This is a genomic window from Micromonospora sp. LHW51205 (assembly GCF_003315815.1).
Taxonomy (GTDB): domain Bacteria; phylum Actinomycetota; class Actinomycetes; order Mycobacteriales; family Micromonosporaceae; genus Micromonospora; species Micromonospora chalcea.
On sequence record NZ_QMEZ01000004.1, the window covers coordinates 220083 to 234805 of the forward strand.

Below are 14723 nucleotides of genomic sequence, written 5' to 3' on the forward strand. Positions count from 1 at the left end.
TCCTGTCACTCGAACAGCGAGTGCCGCACGCCCGGCTCCTCCCGGCGGCGCGCGGCGCGGCGGCGCTGGATCACGACCAGGTCGACCACCGCCACCACGGCGAGCAGCGCGCAGACCACGCCCAGCCAGGCGATGCCGGCGGCGAACGCGAGCACCGCGAAGACGGTCATCACGACCAGACCGAACGTCGCCAGCACGAGCCGCAGGTTCAGGGCGCTGTTCGCGTGGCCGACCGTGCCGCGGGCGCGCCGGGGTTGTGATCGGGTCATTCCTGGGGCCTACCCCGGCACGGGCGGGGATAACCGGCCGGGGCGGGAACGCCGGTGATCCGGGACACCCGGCGGGCGGTCGCCGGATGCGCGCTGCGGGCGGGTGCGTTACTTCGGGGTGCCGGTTTCCGGCGGAGATCCCGCGGGCCGGTGGAGAGGATGGCATGACCACGACGCAGGCCGTACCCGTGACCGTCGCCGTGTCCCGGCGCGCCGACCCCGCGCGTACCGACGAGGTGGTGGCGTGGATGCGGGCCGGTACGGCGCTCGCGGAGAGCTTCCCGGGCTTCCTCGGCGCCGGTTTCGTCCGCAGCGCCCCCGGTTCCGGCGAGTGGCACGTGATGTACCGCTTCGCCGACGCGGACACGCTGCGCGGCTGGGAGGACTCGCCGCAGCGGCGCTGGTGGCTCAGCTCGGCGCAGGGCATCGTCGAGCACACCCGGGTCGAGCGGCGCACCGGCATCGAGGGCTGGTTCGACCCGCCGGTGGACCACGTGGTCGAGACGTTCGGCGAGCCGGAGCCGGCCGCGCCGCCGCGCTGGAAGCAGGCGGTCACGATCTGGCTGGCGTTCTTCCCGCTCAGCCTGGCCGCCACGCTGCTGACCGCCCGGTTCCTCGCCGACGTGCCGCTGGCCGGGCGGACGCTGCTGATGACGCTCGTGCTCACCCCGCTGATGACCTACCTGGTGCTGCCCCGGATCACCCGCCTGCTGCACCGGTGGCTGCACGGCCGGCCTGCGCCGACACGACAGATGTGAACGACAGTGGTCTATGCCTGATAGCCGACAGAACCGCTTCCGGGACCCCGCCGGGGCATAGGGTCGACGCGCCCGTTGCCGCCGCCCGACGGGGGAACCCATGCCTCGACGCTGGATCGCCGCCCTGGCCTGCCTGGCGGCGCTCGTCGCGCTCGCCTGTGACGGCTCCGGCGAGGCGTCGCCCCGGCCCTCCGGCACACCCCGCCCCGGCGAGCCCCGGGTCCTCACGGCGCTCGGGGACTCGGTCAGCACCGGCTACGGCTCCTGCCTGGTGCTGGTGAGCTGCGAACGCAACTCCTGGTCGACGGGGGACGGCCTGCGGGTGGAGAGCATCTACCGGCGGCTGCGCGCCGACGCGCCGGGCCTGCGGGCGTACAACCGGGCCGTGCCCGGGGCCCGCGCGTCCGCGCTGACCGGCCAGGCCCGGTCGGCGGTACGCGACAAGGCCGACCTGGTCACCGTGCTGATCGGCGCGAACGACGCCTGCCGGGGCGACGTCGACGACATGACGCCCGTCGCCACGTTCCGCGATCAGGTCGACGCGGCGCTCGGCGTGTTGCGCGAGGGCCGGCCGAAGGCCCGGGTGCTGATGGTCAGCATCCCGGACCTGCACCGGCTCTGGCAGATCGGGCACACCGAGCCCCGCGCCGTGCGGGCCTGGTCGCGTGGCGTCTGCCCGGCGCTGCTCGCAGACGCCACGTCGACCGCGCCCGCCGCGGTGGCCCGCCGGGCCCGCGTCCGGGACCGGATCGAGGCGTACGACGGACAACTGCGCGCCGCCTGCCGGGCGTACGGGTCACGCTGCCGCTGGGACGGCGGCGCGGTGCACCGTCACCGCTTCACGCTGGACCAGGTGAACGCGCTGGACTGGTTCCACCCGAACGCGGCCGGGCAGGGCCGGCTGGCCGAGGTGGCCTGGAACGCGTCCGGCTGGGCGAGCTGACCGGCGCGGGCCGGACGGACGGGCCCGGGGCCGAGGAGGGTCAGGGCTGACGCGGGCCGGGAAGCGGCCGGGGACCACCGGCCCGGTAGAGGGCGCGCGTACGGTCGGCCAGTTCCTTCGTGGCCGACGAGTTGGCCCAGGTGCCGAGCACGATCGCGGCGCCCGGCACGACCTTGGCGAACATCCGCTTGGCGGCGCGTACCCCGGCCATCCGGGCCAGCCGGACACCGAGCTGGAGCATCACCCGGCCCAGCGCCCGATCGGCGGCGGAGCCGAACAACGCGCCGGCCCGCTCCCGGCCGGCGGCCACCCCGAGCGCCAGGCGGGCGGTCTGGGCGGCCTTGTGCACCCGCTGGAGCACCAGCAGATCGGTGGCCCGGTCGACGTGCGTCGGGTCGGCGCCGTACGCGGCCGCCACGTGCAGCACCAGCCGGGCCTGGGTCCAGGCCAGCACGCCCACGTCGATCACCGCGCCGGGCAGCCCGGCGGCGCCGGAGACCGCGCCGGAGAGCCGGGCGTGGTTGACGAACTTGCGGACCGCCTGGTCCGCCAGCTGTTCGGGCGGCGCGTCCGGCCGCAGGGCGCGTTCCCGGGCCGCCCACTGCGCGGCCTCCGGCCCGAGCCGGCGAACCGCCTCCAGGGCCAGGTGCTCCGGGGCGTACTGCGGGTCCTCCCGCATCCGGTCCCAGAGCTTGGCCGGTGGCGCCTCGGGCGCGTCCACCGGCGGGGCGGGGGCGGCGGGGACGGCGTCGGGCTCCCCGACGGGGGCGGGGTCGGTCACGAAGGGCTCCGGGGGCTCGTGCGGCGGGGGTGACGCGGGTCAGCGCCGGCGCGACTGCAGCCGGGTCGCGATCTGCCGCAGCCGGGCCTGGTTCTCCGGCTTGGACATCTCACGCCGGCCGCGGTCGACCAACTGCTGGCCCCGCGGCGACCGCAGGAAGGCGGTGATCCGTTGCATCAGCGACATGGTGTCCTCCGTCCCGCGGTCCCCTTCATGTGTACCTGGGACCGGCAAGCCCCGTGATACCCGAATCGACCCTTCGGCAACCACTCGTCCGGCTCAGCCCAGGATCTCGGCCACCACCTCGCCGGCCCGCCACTCGTGCTGGGCGTACGCGTCCGGGAACGCCGAGATCTGCACCGCCTGGGCGGCCACCGACAGCGGCAGGTCCTGCCAGCCGGGGATCTCCTCCAACGCGGACAGGAAGGCCTTCGTCGCGTACTCCGGGTCCATGAGCTGCTCGACGGTGCCCCAGCCGCTGCTCGGCCGCTGCTGGAACAGCCCGACCGAGTCGTGGTCCCAGCCGATGGCCTGGTGCGGGTAGTTCTGCGACTCGGGCAGCACGCCGCTGGCGTAGTTGAGCAGCGTGCTCTCCTGCATCGCGGTCGCCACCGCGATGACCAGGGCCCGGCGCGGCACGCCCATCTCCTTGCCGGCCTGCACGATCTTCTTGGCGTTGTTCATCTGGGTCCGGTCCAGGCCGGCGACCGGGACGATCTGCCGGACCGTCTTCGTGGGCTTCGGCTTGGGCTTGGCGGTCGCCTTCGGGCTCGCCGGCGCGGACGGGGCGGCGGTGGTCGGCGCGGTGGTCGGGCGGGCGCTCGCGCGGGAGGCGACGTCGGCCTCCGCGCGCTCGGCGACCTCCGCCGAGGGCGCCGGGGCGGCGGCGCGCTCCGGCGCGCCGAAGCCGGCCTGGCTGACGCCGACCAGGCCGAGGCAGCAGGCCGCGCCGGTGGCGACCGCGAGCCTGGTCCGGCCGGGCCGGGGGTTCATGGGGGCCCAGAAGCGGGTACGCCGGAAGAGTCCCTGGAGCCTCGCCGAACGGTTGGTGGAGGGGGTATCGTCCGAACGGTCAGCCGGGCGGCCGGGGCCGAACGGGTCGTCGAGGGTGCCGTCGCTACGCATCCGACGAGGCTAGGCAGGGCAAACCGGGATCACCCAGGCCTGTCGAGTGGCCCTCGCCACACTTCGGCCGACCCGGGCCGGACACTCGCGGCCTGCCGCGCCCAGCCGACGACAGACCTCGGGAACCCGGCGAATCACCCGCCGGCCACGCGCCGAAACTCTCCCGGCACGAACCTCGTAGATGTCCCGCTCCCGCCCGATGATCGACTAACTCGTCCGTTCGGACGATCCGGATGTCGGCCGCCGGACCGGGGCGTAGCCGAATCGTGATCACCATCCGGGCATCAGAGGTGTCCGTAACGGAATGGACCACACCCCCCGGTACGTTTGCCGAACCGGGGAGACCGCACGTTCGGCGCTCCCCCGTACGCGTCGACAGGGAGGACCCCACCGGTGCTCGATCCACACGAGCTCTACGAACTCACCGACGAGCTGCCCGAGCTCGGCCAGCCGGTGCTGATCCAGGCGCTCACCGGCTTCGTCGACGCCGGCAACGCCACCCGGCTCGCCCGGGAACAGCTGCTCACCTCGCTCGACGCCCGGACGATCGCCCGCTTCGACGTCGACCAGATCTTCGACTACCGCTCGCGCCGCCCGGTGATGACGTTCGTCGAGGACCACTGGGCCGACTACGACGCCCCGGCGCTGGAGCTGCACCTCCTGCGCGACGACGACGAGACCCCGTTCCTGCTGCTCACCGGCCCCGAGCCGGACCTGCAGTGGGAGCGTTTCGTGGCCGCCGTCGCCGGCCTCTGCGCCCGCCTCGACGTCCGGCTCACCGTCGGGCTCAACTCGATCCCGATGGCGGTGCCGCACACCCGGCCCAGCGGCGTCACCGCGCACGCCACGCGCAAGGACCTGATCGCCGGCCACGAGCCGTGGCTGCAGAAGGTGCAGGTGCCGGCCAGCGTCGGCCACTTGCTGGAGTACCGCCTCGGCGAGCAGGGCCGCGACGCCCTCGGGTTCGCCGCGCACGTGCCGCACTACGTGGCCCAGGCCGAGTACCCGGCCGCCGCCGAGGCGCTGCTGTCCGCCGTGTCCCGCAGCACCGGCCTGCTGCTGCCGGTCGAGGACCTGCGTACCGCCGCCGAGGCGGTCCGGGTGGAGATCGACCGCCAGGTCACCCAGACCGAGGAGGCGGCCACGCTGGTGCAGGCGCTGGAGGAGCAGTACGACGCGTTCGCCCGCGGCCGGGGCGAGAAGAGCCTGCTCGCCGGCGAGACCGGTCCGCTGCCCACGGCCGACGAGCTCGGCGCCGAGCTGGAGCGCTTCCTGGCCGAGCAGACCCGCCCCGGCGACACCCCGGAGCGCTGAGGCGGCGGGACGGGCGGCGATGCGGCAGGCTGGGGCCATGCGCCTGGCGACCTGGAACGTCAACTCGGTGAAGGCCCGCCTGCCCCGGCTGCTCGACTGGCTTGCCACCACGAAACCCGACGTCGTGTGCCTGCAGGAGACCAAGTGCCCGGACGGGGCGTTCCCGGTCGCCGAGGTGGGCGAGCTGGGCTACGAGGTGGCCAGCCACAGCGACGGCCGGTGGAACGGTGTCGCCGTCCTGTCCCGGGTCGGGCTCGCCGACGTGGCGGTCGGCTTCCCGGGCGAGCCCGGCTTCCCCGAGCCCGAGGCCCGCGCCATCTCGGCCACCTGCGACGGGCTGCGGGTCTGGTCGGTGTACGTGCCGAACGGCCGCACGCCGGACGACCCGCACTACGCGTACAAGCTGGCCTGGTTCGCGGCGCTGCGCGACGCCCTGGAACCGGAGGTCGCCGGGCCCCTGCCGGTGGCCGTCTGCGGCGACTTCAACGTCGCGCCCACCGACGCCGACGTCTGGGACCCCGCGCTGTTCGCCACCTCCACCCACGTCACCCCGGCCGAACGGGCCGCCCTGGCCGCGCTGCGTGACCTCGGGCTGGAGGACGTGGTGCCGACGCCGATGAAGGGGCCACACCCGTTCACGTACTGGGACTACCGGGCCGGGATGTTCCACCAGAACAAGGGCATGCGGATCGACCTGGTGTACGCGAGCGCGCCGTTCGCCCGCGCGGTCCGCTCCGCGTACGTGGATCGGGAGGCCCGCAAGGGCAAGGGTCCCTCGGACCACGCCCCGGTGGTGGTCGACGCCGACCTGACGCCGGCCGTCGAGACGTTCTGAGTCCGAGGCTCGTTAGGGTGGACGTATGGCAGTCGTGAAGATCAACGCGATCGACGTCCCGCCCGGCGCCGGCGAGGAGCTGGAGAAGCGGTTCGCGGCCCGGGCCGGCGCGGTGGAGAACTCCCCCGGTTTCCTCGGCTTCGAGCTGCTGCGCCCGGTCGCCGGGGAGAGCCGCTACTTCGTGTACACCCGCTGGGAGAGCGAGGAGGCGTACCAGGCGTGGGCGCAGGGCCCGTCCCGGGCCGCGCACGCCGAGGGCGGCGAGCCGCGCAAGCCGGTCGCCACCGGCGCGAACCTGCTGGAGTTCGAGGTCGTCCAGCAGGTCCCCGCCAAGCCCTGACCCCTCCCCATCCCCCTTCTCCGTCGATCATGAAGTTAGCGGCGCTCGACGTCCGTTTTGTCACCGCCAACCTCATGATCGACGGGGCGGTGGCCCGTCAGGATGCCAGGGACGCGAAGACGATCACGTTGTCCTGGTAGCCGGTACGGCCGCCGACCCACTCGCCGCCGCAGGTGATCAGGCGCAGCTCGGCCGGACCTGAGTCGCCGTAGACCCGCGCGGCGGGCAGGTTCGACTTGTCGAAGTACTCGACGCTGTCCACCTTGAACGTCACCACGCTGCGGTCCGCGCGGGTCACCTGGATCCGGGCGCCCGGTTTGAGCGAGCGCAGCCGGTAGAACACGGCCGGGCCGCTCTTGGTGTCGACGTGGCCCACGATGATCGCCCGACCCGGGTCGCCGGGCACCGCTCCCCTGTCGTACCAGCCGGTCTGGTCGTGCTCGGTCAGCGGCGGTACGTCCACCGAGCCGTCCTTCGCCTGCCCGACCGGGGTGACCGGCGCGTTGACCTTGATGGCCGGCACCGCCAGGCGTACCGGCCGGCTCGCCGGCTTCCGGGCCGGAGCGGCAGCGCTCGCCGGGGCCGCCGCCGCGCCCGAACCGCCCGATCCGCTCGACTCGGTCGACGCGTCGGCGAAGTCGAACGGCCCGGCCGTGCGCCCCAGCCCGGCCCCGGTGGCGAACACACCGACCAGCACCAGAACCACTGCCAGCGGCTTCGACCAGGAGCCCCGGCCCCGGTCCCGCCCGCCCGGCGATGCCGGTGGCGGCCCGGCGGGGCGTGGGCGCAGGGCCGGCGGATCGGCCGACGGCGGATACCACGGTCGCGACGCGGCGGGCGGCGGCATCCACGGCCGCGCCCCGGAGACCGGCACGGCAGACGACCCGGTCCCGGAGGACGGACCCGTCCCGGCGGCAGACCCACTCCCCGAGCGCGGGCCGGTCCAGGGCGCGGCGGCCGGATCAGCCCTGGAGAACCGGGCGGCGTCGGCGGGCGGCCCGGCCCGGGACGGCCGGGCCGAGCCCGTGGGCGGCGCGGCGGGCGGGGGCAGAGCCACGAACGGCCAGCCGGAGCGCCGGGAGCCGGCGGGCGGCGGGACGAAGTGCTCGGCCATGGCGGGCCTCAGCGTCCGGCGGCGCCACGGGCGTGGCGGCGGGACGCGGCCACACCGAGCCCGGCGCCGACCATGGTCACCGCCAGTCCGACCGGCACCAGCAGGCCGCCGAGGCCGGGACCGGCGGTGCCGCCGAAGCCGGTCGCCGGGCCGCGGCTGGGCAGGTGACTGGGCGGGTGGGTCGGCGGCCGGGTGGGCTGCCCCTGCTTGACCACCTGGAGCATGGTGGAGGCGGTCTCCCCGCCCGGGCACTCCAGCTTGACCCGGTAGTTGCCGGGCCGGGTGCGCTCGTGGACCATCGGCGTGGCGGTGAGCAGGCCGCGCTGCGGCTGCACCTGGATCTTGCCGAACGCGTCCGAGGTGACGATCGCTGGCACGGTGTTGTTCCGGCAGCTCGCCCGGATGCCGACCAGGTAGCCGGGCGACACGGTGCCCGGGGTGACCTCCACGAAGATCACGTCGGCCGGGGGCTGTTCCGGCACCGGCTCGGCGGCGCGCGGCGCGGCCTGGGCGGGCAGCGCGCCGACCAGCGGGGCGGCGCACGCGGCGACCGCGACCAGCAGCGCCTCACGTACCCTGAACGACCCCATGACCCCTCCCGGCGTACGGGATGAATCCTCTCACCCCCGGCCGCACATCACATCCGATCCGGGCTAGGCTCGGCTCGTTGTGACCCTCACCGACCTTCCCGCCGCCCGCATCCGCACCTTCCATCCGCGTCGCGGGCGGATGAGCGACCGGCAGCGCGACGCGCTGGACCGGCTCTGGCCCGCGTACGGCCTCAGGATCGCCGCCCTCGACGGGCCGTGCGATCCGGCGGCGCTGTTCGGACGGCGGGCGCCGCTGGTGCTGGAGATCGGCTCCGGCATGGGCGACGCCACCGCCGCCATGGCGGCGGCCGACCGGGACCGACACTATCTGGCGGTCGAGGTCCATACGCCGGGAATCGCCAACCTGCTCGACCTGGTGGAACGCCACGGTCTGGACAACGTACGGGTGGCCGAGGGCGACGCGCTGGACCTGGTCCGGGCCATGCCGGAGGGCTGCCTGGACGCGGTGCACGTCTTCTTCCCGGACCCGTGGCCGAAGACACGCCACCACAAGCGGCGGATCATTCAGCCGGCGCACGTGGCGCTGCTGCGGTCCCGGCTGGCGCCGGGCGGCACGTTGCACTGCGCGACGGACTGGGCCGAGTACGCCGGGTCGATGCGCGAGACGCTCACCGCCGACCCGGAGCTGGTCGACGTACACGGCGGCTACGCGCCGCGTCCGGCGCACCGGCCGGTGACGAAGTTCGAACGCCGCGCGCTGACCGCCGGCCGGGAGGTCTTCGACCTGATCCACCGGCGGCGCTGAACCCGTTGCGCTGAACCCGGTTGGCGCGGCGCGGTGTGATCCAGGCACGATGGGAGCCGCCATGACTCTCACCGCCGCGCTGCCGAAGACCGCCGATCCCGACACCCTCTACGACGCGTTCGCCTCCTGGGCGTCCGAGCGCGGCCTGAATCTCTATCCCCATCAGGAGGAGGCGGTCATCGAGATCGTCTCCGGCGCGAACGTGATCATGAATACGCCGACCGGCTCGGGCAAGAGCCTGGTGGCGATCGCGGCGCACTTCGCCGCGCTGGCCGACGATCGCACGACCTTCTACACCGCGCCGATCAAGGCGCTGGTCTCGGAGAAGTTCTTCGCGCTCTGCGAGGTCTTCGGCGCCGAGAACGTCGGCATGCTCACCGGCGACGCCAGCGTCAACGCGGACGCGCCGATCATCTGCTGCACCGCGGAGATCCTGGCCAACCTGGCGCTGCGCGAGGGCCGCCGCGCCGACGTCGGCCAGGTGGTCATGGACGAGTTCCACTTCTACGCCGAGCCGGACCGGGGCTGGGCGTGGCAGGTGCCGCTGATCGAGCTGCCGCAGGCCCAGTTCGTGCTGATGTCGGCCACGCTCGGCGACACCACCCGCTTCGTCGACGACCTGAGCCGGCGCACCGGGCGGCCGACCGCCGTCGTCCGCTCGGCCGAGCGGCCGGTCCCGCTCCTCTTCTCGTACGCGACCACGCCGCTGCACGAGACGCTCGAGGAACTGCTGGAGACCAAGCAGGCCCCGGTGTACGTGGTGCATTTCACCCAGGCCGCCGCGCTGGAACGCGCCCAGGCGCTGATGAGCGTGAACGTCTGCACCCGCGCCGAGAAGGACATGATCGCGCAGGCGATCGGCAACTTCCGGTTCACCTCCGGCTTCGGCAAGACGCTGTCCCGGCTGGTCCGGCACGGCATCGGCGTGCACCACGCCGGCATGCTCCCGAAGTACCGCCGCCTGGTCGAGACGCTCGCCCAGGCCGGCCTGCTCAAGGTCATCTGCGGTACGGACACGCTCGGCGTCGGCATCAACGTGCCGATCCGCACCGTGCTGTTCACCGGCCTCTCGAAGTACGACGGGGTGCGGACGCGCCTGCTGAAGGCCCGCGAGTTCCACCAGATCGCCGGCCGGGCCGGGCGGGCCGGATTCGACACGCTGGGCCGGGTCGTGGTGCAGGCCCCCGAGCACGTGATCGAGAACGAGAAGGCCCTCGCGAAGGCCGGTGACGACCCGAAGAAGCGCCGCAAGGTGGTGAAGAAGAAGCCGCCGGAGGGCTCGATCGGCTGGGGTGAGCCGACGTTCCAGCGCCTGGTCGAGGCCGAGCCGGAGCCGCTCACGTCCAGCTTCCAGGTCAGCCACTCGATGCTGCTCAACGTGATCGGCCGCCCCGGCGACGCGTTCGCCTCGATGCGGCACCTGCTCACCGACAACCACGAGGACCCGGCCGCGCAGCGCCGGCACATCCGCCGGGCCATCGCCATCTACCGCGCGCTGCGCGCCGGCGGCGTGGTCGAGGAGCTGCCCGAGCCGGACGAGACCGGCCGCCGGGTACGCCTCACCGTCGACCTCCAGCTCGACTTCGCGCTCAACCAGCCGCTGTCACCGCTGGCGCTGGCCACCGTGGAACTGCTCGACCGGGAGTCACCGTCGTACGCGCTCGACGTGCTCAGTGTGATCGAGTCGATCCTGGACGACCCGCGCCAGGTGCTGTCCGCGCAGCAGTTCAAGGCCCGCGGCGAGGCGGTCGCCGCGATGAAGGCCGAAGGCATCGAGTACGAGGCACGCCTCGAACTGCTCGACGAGGTGACCTGGCCCAAGCCGCTGGCGGAGCTGCTGGAGTCCGCGTACGAGATGTACCGGCAGGGCCACCCCTGGGTCGCCGACCACCAGCTCTCCCCCAAGTCGGTGGTCCGCGACATGTACGAGCGGGCCATGACGTTCCCCGAGTACGTCCAGTTCTACGGGCTGTCCCGCTCCGAGGGGCTGGTGCTGCGGTACCTCGCCGACGCGTACAAGACGCTGCGGCAGACCGTCCCCGAGGACGCGAAGACCGAGGAGCTGGTCGACCTCATCGAGTGGCTGGGCGAGCTGGTCCGCCAGGTCGACTCCAGCCTGATCGACGAGTGGGAGCGGCTGCGCAACCCGTCCGACGTGGCCGAGGTGGCCGCCTCGCTGGACGACCGGCCGCCGGCTGTCACCCGCAACGCGCGGGCGTTCCGGGTGCTGGTGCGCAACGCGATGTTCCGCCGCGTCGAGCTGGCCGCGCTGCGCCGCTGGGACCTGCTCGGCGAGCTGGACGCCGGCGACGGCTGGAACGCCGACGCCTGGGCCGACGCGCTGGAGCCGTACTTCGAGACGTACGACGCGATCGGGGTGGGGCCGGACGCGCGCGGACCGGCGCTGCTGATGATCGAACAGGGCCGCGAGAAGTGGACCGTACGGCAGATCCTGGACGACCCGGACGGCGACCACGACTGGGGCATCAGCGCCGAGATCGACCTCGCCGCCTCCGACGAGACCGGCGCGGCGGCGGTCCGGATCACCGACGTCGGCCAGCTGTAGGACTACGCGAAAAAGGGCCGCCCGGGATGTCCGGGCGGCCCTTTTCGTGCCCTGGGCGATGTCAGACCCGTCGATTAGAATGTATGTACTAATCGAGCTGTTGACCTGGGAGGATGCTCGTGACTGCGCCCACCTCCGCGACCCCTGTCACCCCCTACGCCACCCTCCTCGGATTCACCCGGTACGTCGACCGCACCGGGCCCACCAAGGCCACCTTCGTCGGCGGGCTGCGCCGCCAGCGGGCCAGCCGGCACGGCTTCAACCCGCACGGCCAGTTCGTCAAGGCGCTCAAGGCCGACGTCGCGTTCCACACCGGCGGCACCCACCTCGCGCAGGTCGCCGACCTGGTCAAGCCGCGCTGGCGCCCGCTCTACGAGGCGCTGGTGCCGGGCGCGACCCGCTGGCTGCAGTCGCTGGGCGAGCCGGCCGGCGTCGACCTGGCGCAGACCCGCGACGCCCTCGCGATGCTGGGTGACCTGCCCGTGAAGATCAACCCGCAGTTCGGCGTCCGGTACGCCGACGGCCGGGCCGAGGCGATCCGGCTGCACTTCGACGAGGCGCCGCCGAGCGAGGAGGCGACCCTGGCCACGCTGCACCTGATGGCCCGGCACATGGACGCGGTGCTGCCGCACGCCGAGCCGGTCCTGGTCGACGTGCGGCGCGGCGAGGCGCACCGGATGCCCGCCGACGTCAAGCCCGAGCAGATCGAGCAGTGGCTGGCCGGTGAGGCGGCCGCGTTCCGGGCCATCTGGTCCACCGCCGCCTGACCGACCGATCCGATCCGGCTCACCGCCGCCCCACCGAACGGCCGTCCCGCACCCGGGACGGCCGTTCGGCGTGCTGTGCCCGGGGCGACCGACCGGGCCGGAGCAGCCGCTGCGGCGGGGCGACACCGTCCCTCGTATGCGCTTTCCCCTCCGTGCTCAGGTTAGTGGCATATGTGAGTAGTAGTCGGGAACAACCCGCCTGACTCCGCCTCGCCCCCGCCGGTCGTCGTCTCGTCCCGCCGCCCGTCGTCCGTCGAGGAGCACCAGTGGTAACAAACGACTCGCCTGTCGTACCCCCACTGCGGACCGCCCCCGCCCCGCGCCCGGTACGCGGACGCCTCATCCTGCTCGGGCCCGCGTTCGTAGCGGCGGTCGCCTACGTCGACCCCGGCAACTTCGCCACCAACTCCACGGCCGGGGCCCGGTACGGCTATCTGCTGGTCTGGGTGGTGGTGGCGGCGAACCTGGCCGCCATGCTGGTGCAGACGCTCACCGCCAAGCTCGGCCTGGCCACCGGGCGCAGCCTGCCCGAACTGTGCCGGGAGCACCTGCCCCGGCCGCTGAACCGGGTCATGTGGGCGCAGGCCGAACTGGTCGCCATGGCCACCGACCTGGCCGAGGTGATCGGCGGGGCGGTCGCGCTGTACCTGCTGTTCGGCGTCCCGCTGCTGTCCGGCGGCCTGATCGTCGGCGCCGCCTCGTTCTCCATCCTGGCGCTGCGCGCCAGGGGTTTCCGGACGTTCGAGATCGCCATCGCGGCGCTGCTCGGGGTGATCGTGCTGGCGTTCGCGGTCAACCTGGTCACCGCGCAGCCGGACGTGTCCGACGCCGCGGCCGGCCTGCTGCCCCGGATGCAGGGCACCGACAGCATGCTGCTCGCCGCCGGCATCCTGGGCGCGACGGTGATGCCGCACGTCATCTACGTGCACTCGGCGCTGACGCCGAACCGCCTGCCCGCCGAGGGCGAGGCGCAGCGGCGGGTGATCGCCAAGGGCCTGCGGGTCGACGTGCTGATCGCGCTCGGCGTCGCCGGGGCGGTCAACCTGGCCATGCTGCTGGTGGCGGCGAGCAGCTTCCACGGCACGTCGATCCCGGGCACCGACACCCTGGAAGGCGTGCACGCCGGGCTCGCCACCACGCTCGGTACGGCCGCGGCGGTCGGCTTCGCGGTCGCGCTGCTCCTGTCCGGCCTCGCCTCCACGAGCGTCGGCACGTACGCCGGCGAGATCATCATGCAGGGCTTCCTGCGCCGCCGGATCCCGCTGCTGATCCGCCGGATGATCACGCTGCTGCCCGCGCTGGCGGTGCTCGCGATCGGCGTCGACCCGACCCGCGCGCTGGTGCTGTCGCAGGTGGTGCTGAGCTTCGGCATCCCGTTCGCGCTGATCCCGGTGGTGATGTTCACCCGACGCCGGGACCTGATGGGCAGCCTGGTCAACCGGCGGGCCACCACCGCCGCGGCGGTGGCGATCACGGCGTTCGTGGTGGCGCTCAACGCGTTCCTGCTCTGGCAGCTGGCCGCCTGAAACACGCCAGCGCCCGTCCGGCCCCGTGCGGCTGGACGGGCGCTGGTGATCGGGACTCAGGCGGCCAGGTACTTCTCCAGGTCGTCCAGGATCTTGTTGGCGGCGCCCACGCCGATGCCGGTCATCCAGATCTCGTCGGAGACCACGTGCGCCTTGCCGGCCTTGACCGCGGACAGGCCCTTCCACAGCGTGCCGCCGGTGACCTTGGCCTGCTCGGCGGCGGCCTTCTCGCCGTACGCGGTCACGAACACCACGTCGCCGTCGGCCTCGGCGATGCGCTCCGGGCTGACCCGGTCCATCCGCTTGTCCTCCTTGCCGGCGAGCATCTGCCGCTCGGGGCGGCCCAGGCCGGTGTCGCCGACGACGATGCCGGAGAACGAGTCCGGCCCGTACAGGCGGATCTCGGTCGGCATGAAGCGCACGATGGAGACCTTGCGGGACGCGGCGTCGCCGAGCTTCGCGCCGAAGTCCTTCGCCCGCTTCTCGTACTCGGCCAGCAGGTCCTTGGCCTGCTGCTCCTTGCCCAGCGCCGCGCCGTCGAGGAGGAAGTTCTCCTTCCAGGTGATGCCGACCTTCTCGGTGAACACGGTCGGGGCGATCTTGGACAGCTCGTCGTAGAACTTCTCCTGGCGGAACTTGCTGCCCAGGATGAGGTCCGGGTTGAGCGCGTTGATCGCCTCCAGGTCCGGCTCGGTGAGCACGCCGACCTCGGTGATGCCGGCGAGCTTGTCCGCGCCGAAGTAGGTGGGCCAGCTCTTCGCCTCACCGGCGGTGGCCGCGCCGACCGGGGTGACGCCGAGCGACAGCGCGGTGTCGATCTTGTCCGTGTCGAGCACGACCACGCGCTTCGGCTCGGCCGGCACCTTCGTGGTGCCCATGGCGTGGGTGATCTCCCGGGTCTCCCCGGTGCCGGCGCCGCCGACGGGATCGCTCTCCCCGCAGGCGGTGAGACCGACGCCGAGGGCGAGCGCGGCGGTGAGTGCGACGGCGAGACGACGCATGGTGTTCCTTTCGGTGGTGCGGGTCGGC

Annotated in this window: 16 protein-coding genes; 9 read left to right on the top strand and 7 right to left on the bottom strand. The window is 73.4% G+C overall.

The genetic code is table 11. The features are described from left to right. Positions 1-5 precede the first annotated feature (5 nt). On the bottom strand, positions 6-269 hold the full coding sequence (locus tag DQE82_RS17030; protein ID WP_043325060.1) for a DUF6343 family protein: 264 nt from the start codon (positions 267-269) through the stop codon (positions 6-8). Between the two features lie 164 nt (positions 270-433). On the opposite strand from DQE82_RS17030, the gene DQE82_RS17035 reads away from it, so the two are divergent. Together DQE82_RS17035 and DQE82_RS17040 are read left to right on the top strand one after the other, a co-directional pair. Continuing rightward, on the top strand, positions 434-1027 hold the full coding sequence (locus DQE82_RS17035) for an antibiotic biosynthesis monooxygenase (RefSeq protein ID WP_043325061.1): 594 nt from the start codon (positions 434-436) through the stop codon (positions 1025-1027). 100 nt (positions 1028-1127) lie between these two features. Then, positions 1128-1970 (top strand): GDSL-type esterase/lipase family protein, encoded by an 843-nt coding sequence (locus DQE82_RS17040; RefSeq protein ID WP_113973188.1) that lies wholly within the window; start codon positions 1128-1130, stop codon positions 1968-1970. Between the two features lie 40 nt (positions 1971-2010). Here the strand turns inward: DQE82_RS17040 and DQE82_RS17045 are convergent, their stop codons facing one another. The 3 genes from DQE82_RS17045 to DQE82_RS17050 all read right to left on the bottom strand — a co-directional run bounded on the left by DQE82_RS17045 (position 2011) and on the right by DQE82_RS17050 (position 3876). Then, positions 2011-2751: an EcsC family protein gene (locus tag DQE82_RS17045; protein ID WP_064447511.1), complete on the bottom strand. Its 741-nt coding sequence runs from the start codon at positions 2749-2751 to the stop codon at positions 2011-2013. A gap of 39 nt (positions 2752-2790) precedes the next feature. Beyond that, positions 2791-2937 (bottom strand): hypothetical protein, encoded by a 147-nt coding sequence (locus DQE82_RS30825; RefSeq protein ID WP_166456378.1) that lies wholly within the window; start codon positions 2935-2937, stop codon positions 2791-2793. A gap of 93 nt (positions 2938-3030) precedes the next feature. Further along, complete coding sequence (locus DQE82_RS17050; protein WP_113973189.1) at positions 3031-3876, bottom strand: peptidase M23; 846 nt, start codon at positions 3874-3876, stop codon at positions 3031-3033. Positions 3877-4269: 393 nt separating this feature from the next. Here DQE82_RS17050 and DQE82_RS17055 point away from each other — a divergent pair, with 393 nt between their 5' ends. The 3 genes from DQE82_RS17055 to DQE82_RS17065 are packed head-to-tail and all read left to right on the top strand — an operon-like array spanning position 4270 to position 6365. Continuing rightward, positions 4270-5190, top strand: a complete 921-nt coding sequence (locus DQE82_RS17055; RefSeq protein WP_043325065.1) for a proteasome assembly chaperone family protein — start codon at positions 4270-4272, stop codon at positions 5188-5190. Between the two features lie 37 nt (positions 5191-5227). Next, on the top strand, positions 5228-6025 hold the full coding sequence (locus DQE82_RS17060; protein ID WP_043325066.1) for an exodeoxyribonuclease III: 798 nt from the start codon (positions 5228-5230) through the stop codon (positions 6023-6025). Between the two features lie 25 nt (positions 6026-6050). Further along, a complete protein-coding gene (locus DQE82_RS17065; protein WP_043325067.1) occupies positions 6051-6365 on the top strand; it encodes an antibiotic biosynthesis monooxygenase in 315 nt (104 codons plus the stop codon). 97 nt (positions 6366-6462) lie between these two features. On the opposite strand, the gene DQE82_RS17070 is transcribed toward DQE82_RS17065, so the two are convergent. Both DQE82_RS17070 and DQE82_RS17075 read right to left on the bottom strand, forming a co-directional pair. Continuing rightward, positions 6463-7212, bottom strand: a complete 750-nt coding sequence (locus DQE82_RS17070) for a class F sortase (protein WP_370446798.1) — start codon at positions 7210-7212, stop codon at positions 6463-6465. A gap of 275 nt (positions 7213-7487) precedes the next feature. Then, entirely contained in the window at positions 7488-8069 is a 582-nt protein-coding gene (locus DQE82_RS17075) for a hypothetical protein (RefSeq protein WP_113973191.1), read from the bottom strand. Positions 8070-8148: 79 nt separating this feature from the next. On the opposite strand from DQE82_RS17075, the gene trmB reads away from it, so the two are divergent. The 4 genes from trmB to DQE82_RS17095 all read left to right on the top strand — a co-directional run bounded on the left by trmB (position 8149) and on the right by DQE82_RS17095 (position 13694). Beyond that, entirely contained in the window at positions 8149-8835 is a 687-nt protein-coding gene (gene trmB / locus DQE82_RS17080; RefSeq protein ID WP_043325070.1) for a tRNA (guanosine(46)-N7)-methyltransferase TrmB, read from the top strand. 61 nt (positions 8836-8896) lie between these two features. After that, positions 8897-11401 carry an RNA helicase gene (locus DQE82_RS17085; RefSeq protein WP_043325071.1) on the top strand — a complete coding sequence of 835 codons (2505 nt, stop codon included), beginning with the start codon at positions 8897-8899 and terminating at the stop codon, positions 11399-11401. Positions 11402-11520: 119 nt separating this feature from the next. Next, positions 11521-12168 (top strand): hypothetical protein, encoded by a 648-nt coding sequence (locus DQE82_RS17090; protein WP_043325072.1) that lies wholly within the window; start codon positions 11521-11523, stop codon positions 12166-12168. A 266-nt stretch (positions 12169-12434) separates the two neighbouring features. Further along, positions 12435-13694, top strand: a complete 1260-nt coding sequence (locus tag DQE82_RS17095) for an Nramp family divalent metal transporter (protein WP_113973192.1) — start codon at positions 12435-12437, stop codon at positions 13692-13694. A 56-nt stretch (positions 13695-13750) separates the two neighbouring features. Here DQE82_RS17095 and DQE82_RS17100 read toward each other — a convergent pair whose 3' ends face one another. After that, entirely contained in the window at positions 13751-14695 is a 945-nt protein-coding gene (locus DQE82_RS17100) for an ABC transporter substrate-binding protein (RefSeq protein WP_043325074.1), read from the bottom strand. Positions 14696-14723 lie beyond the last annotated feature (28 nt).

Coding starts and splice junctions, on each gene's coding strand:
- DQE82_RS17030 (WP_043325060.1), bottom strand. CDS start 269: ATGACCCGATCACAACCCCGGCGCGCCCGCGGCACGGTCGGCCACGCG.
- DQE82_RS17035 (WP_043325061.1), top strand. CDS start 434: ATGACCACGACGCAGGCCGTACCCGTGACCGTCGCCGTGTCCCGGCGC.
- DQE82_RS17040 (WP_113973188.1), top strand. CDS start 1,128: ATGCCTCGACGCTGGATCGCCGCCCTGGCCTGCCTGGCGGCGCTCGTC.
- DQE82_RS30825 (WP_166456378.1), bottom strand. CDS start 2,937: ATGTCGCTGATGCAACGGATCACCGCCTTCCTGCGGTCGCCGCGGGGC.
- DQE82_RS17050 (WP_113973189.1), bottom strand. CDS start 3,876: ATGCGTAGCGACGGCACCCTCGACGACCCGTTCGGCCCCGGCCGCCCG.
- DQE82_RS17060 (WP_043325066.1), top strand. CDS start 5,228: ATGCGCCTGGCGACCTGGAACGTCAACTCGGTGAAGGCCCGCCTGCCC.
- DQE82_RS17065 (WP_043325067.1), top strand. CDS start 6,051: ATGGCAGTCGTGAAGATCAACGCGATCGACGTCCCGCCCGGCGCCGGC.
- DQE82_RS17070 (WP_370446798.1), bottom strand. CDS start 7,212: ATGCCGCCGCCCGCCGCGTCGCGACCGTGGTATCCGCCGTCGGCCGAT.
- DQE82_RS17075 (WP_113973191.1), bottom strand. CDS start 8,069: ATGGGGTCGTTCAGGGTACGTGAGGCGCTGCTGGTCGCGGTCGCCGCG.
- DQE82_RS17085 (WP_043325071.1), top strand. CDS start 8,897: ATGACTCTCACCGCCGCGCTGCCGAAGACCGCCGATCCCGACACCCTC.
- DQE82_RS17100 (WP_043325074.1), bottom strand. CDS start 14,695: ATGCGTCGTCTCGCCGTCGCACTCACCGCCGCGCTCGCCCTCGGCGTC.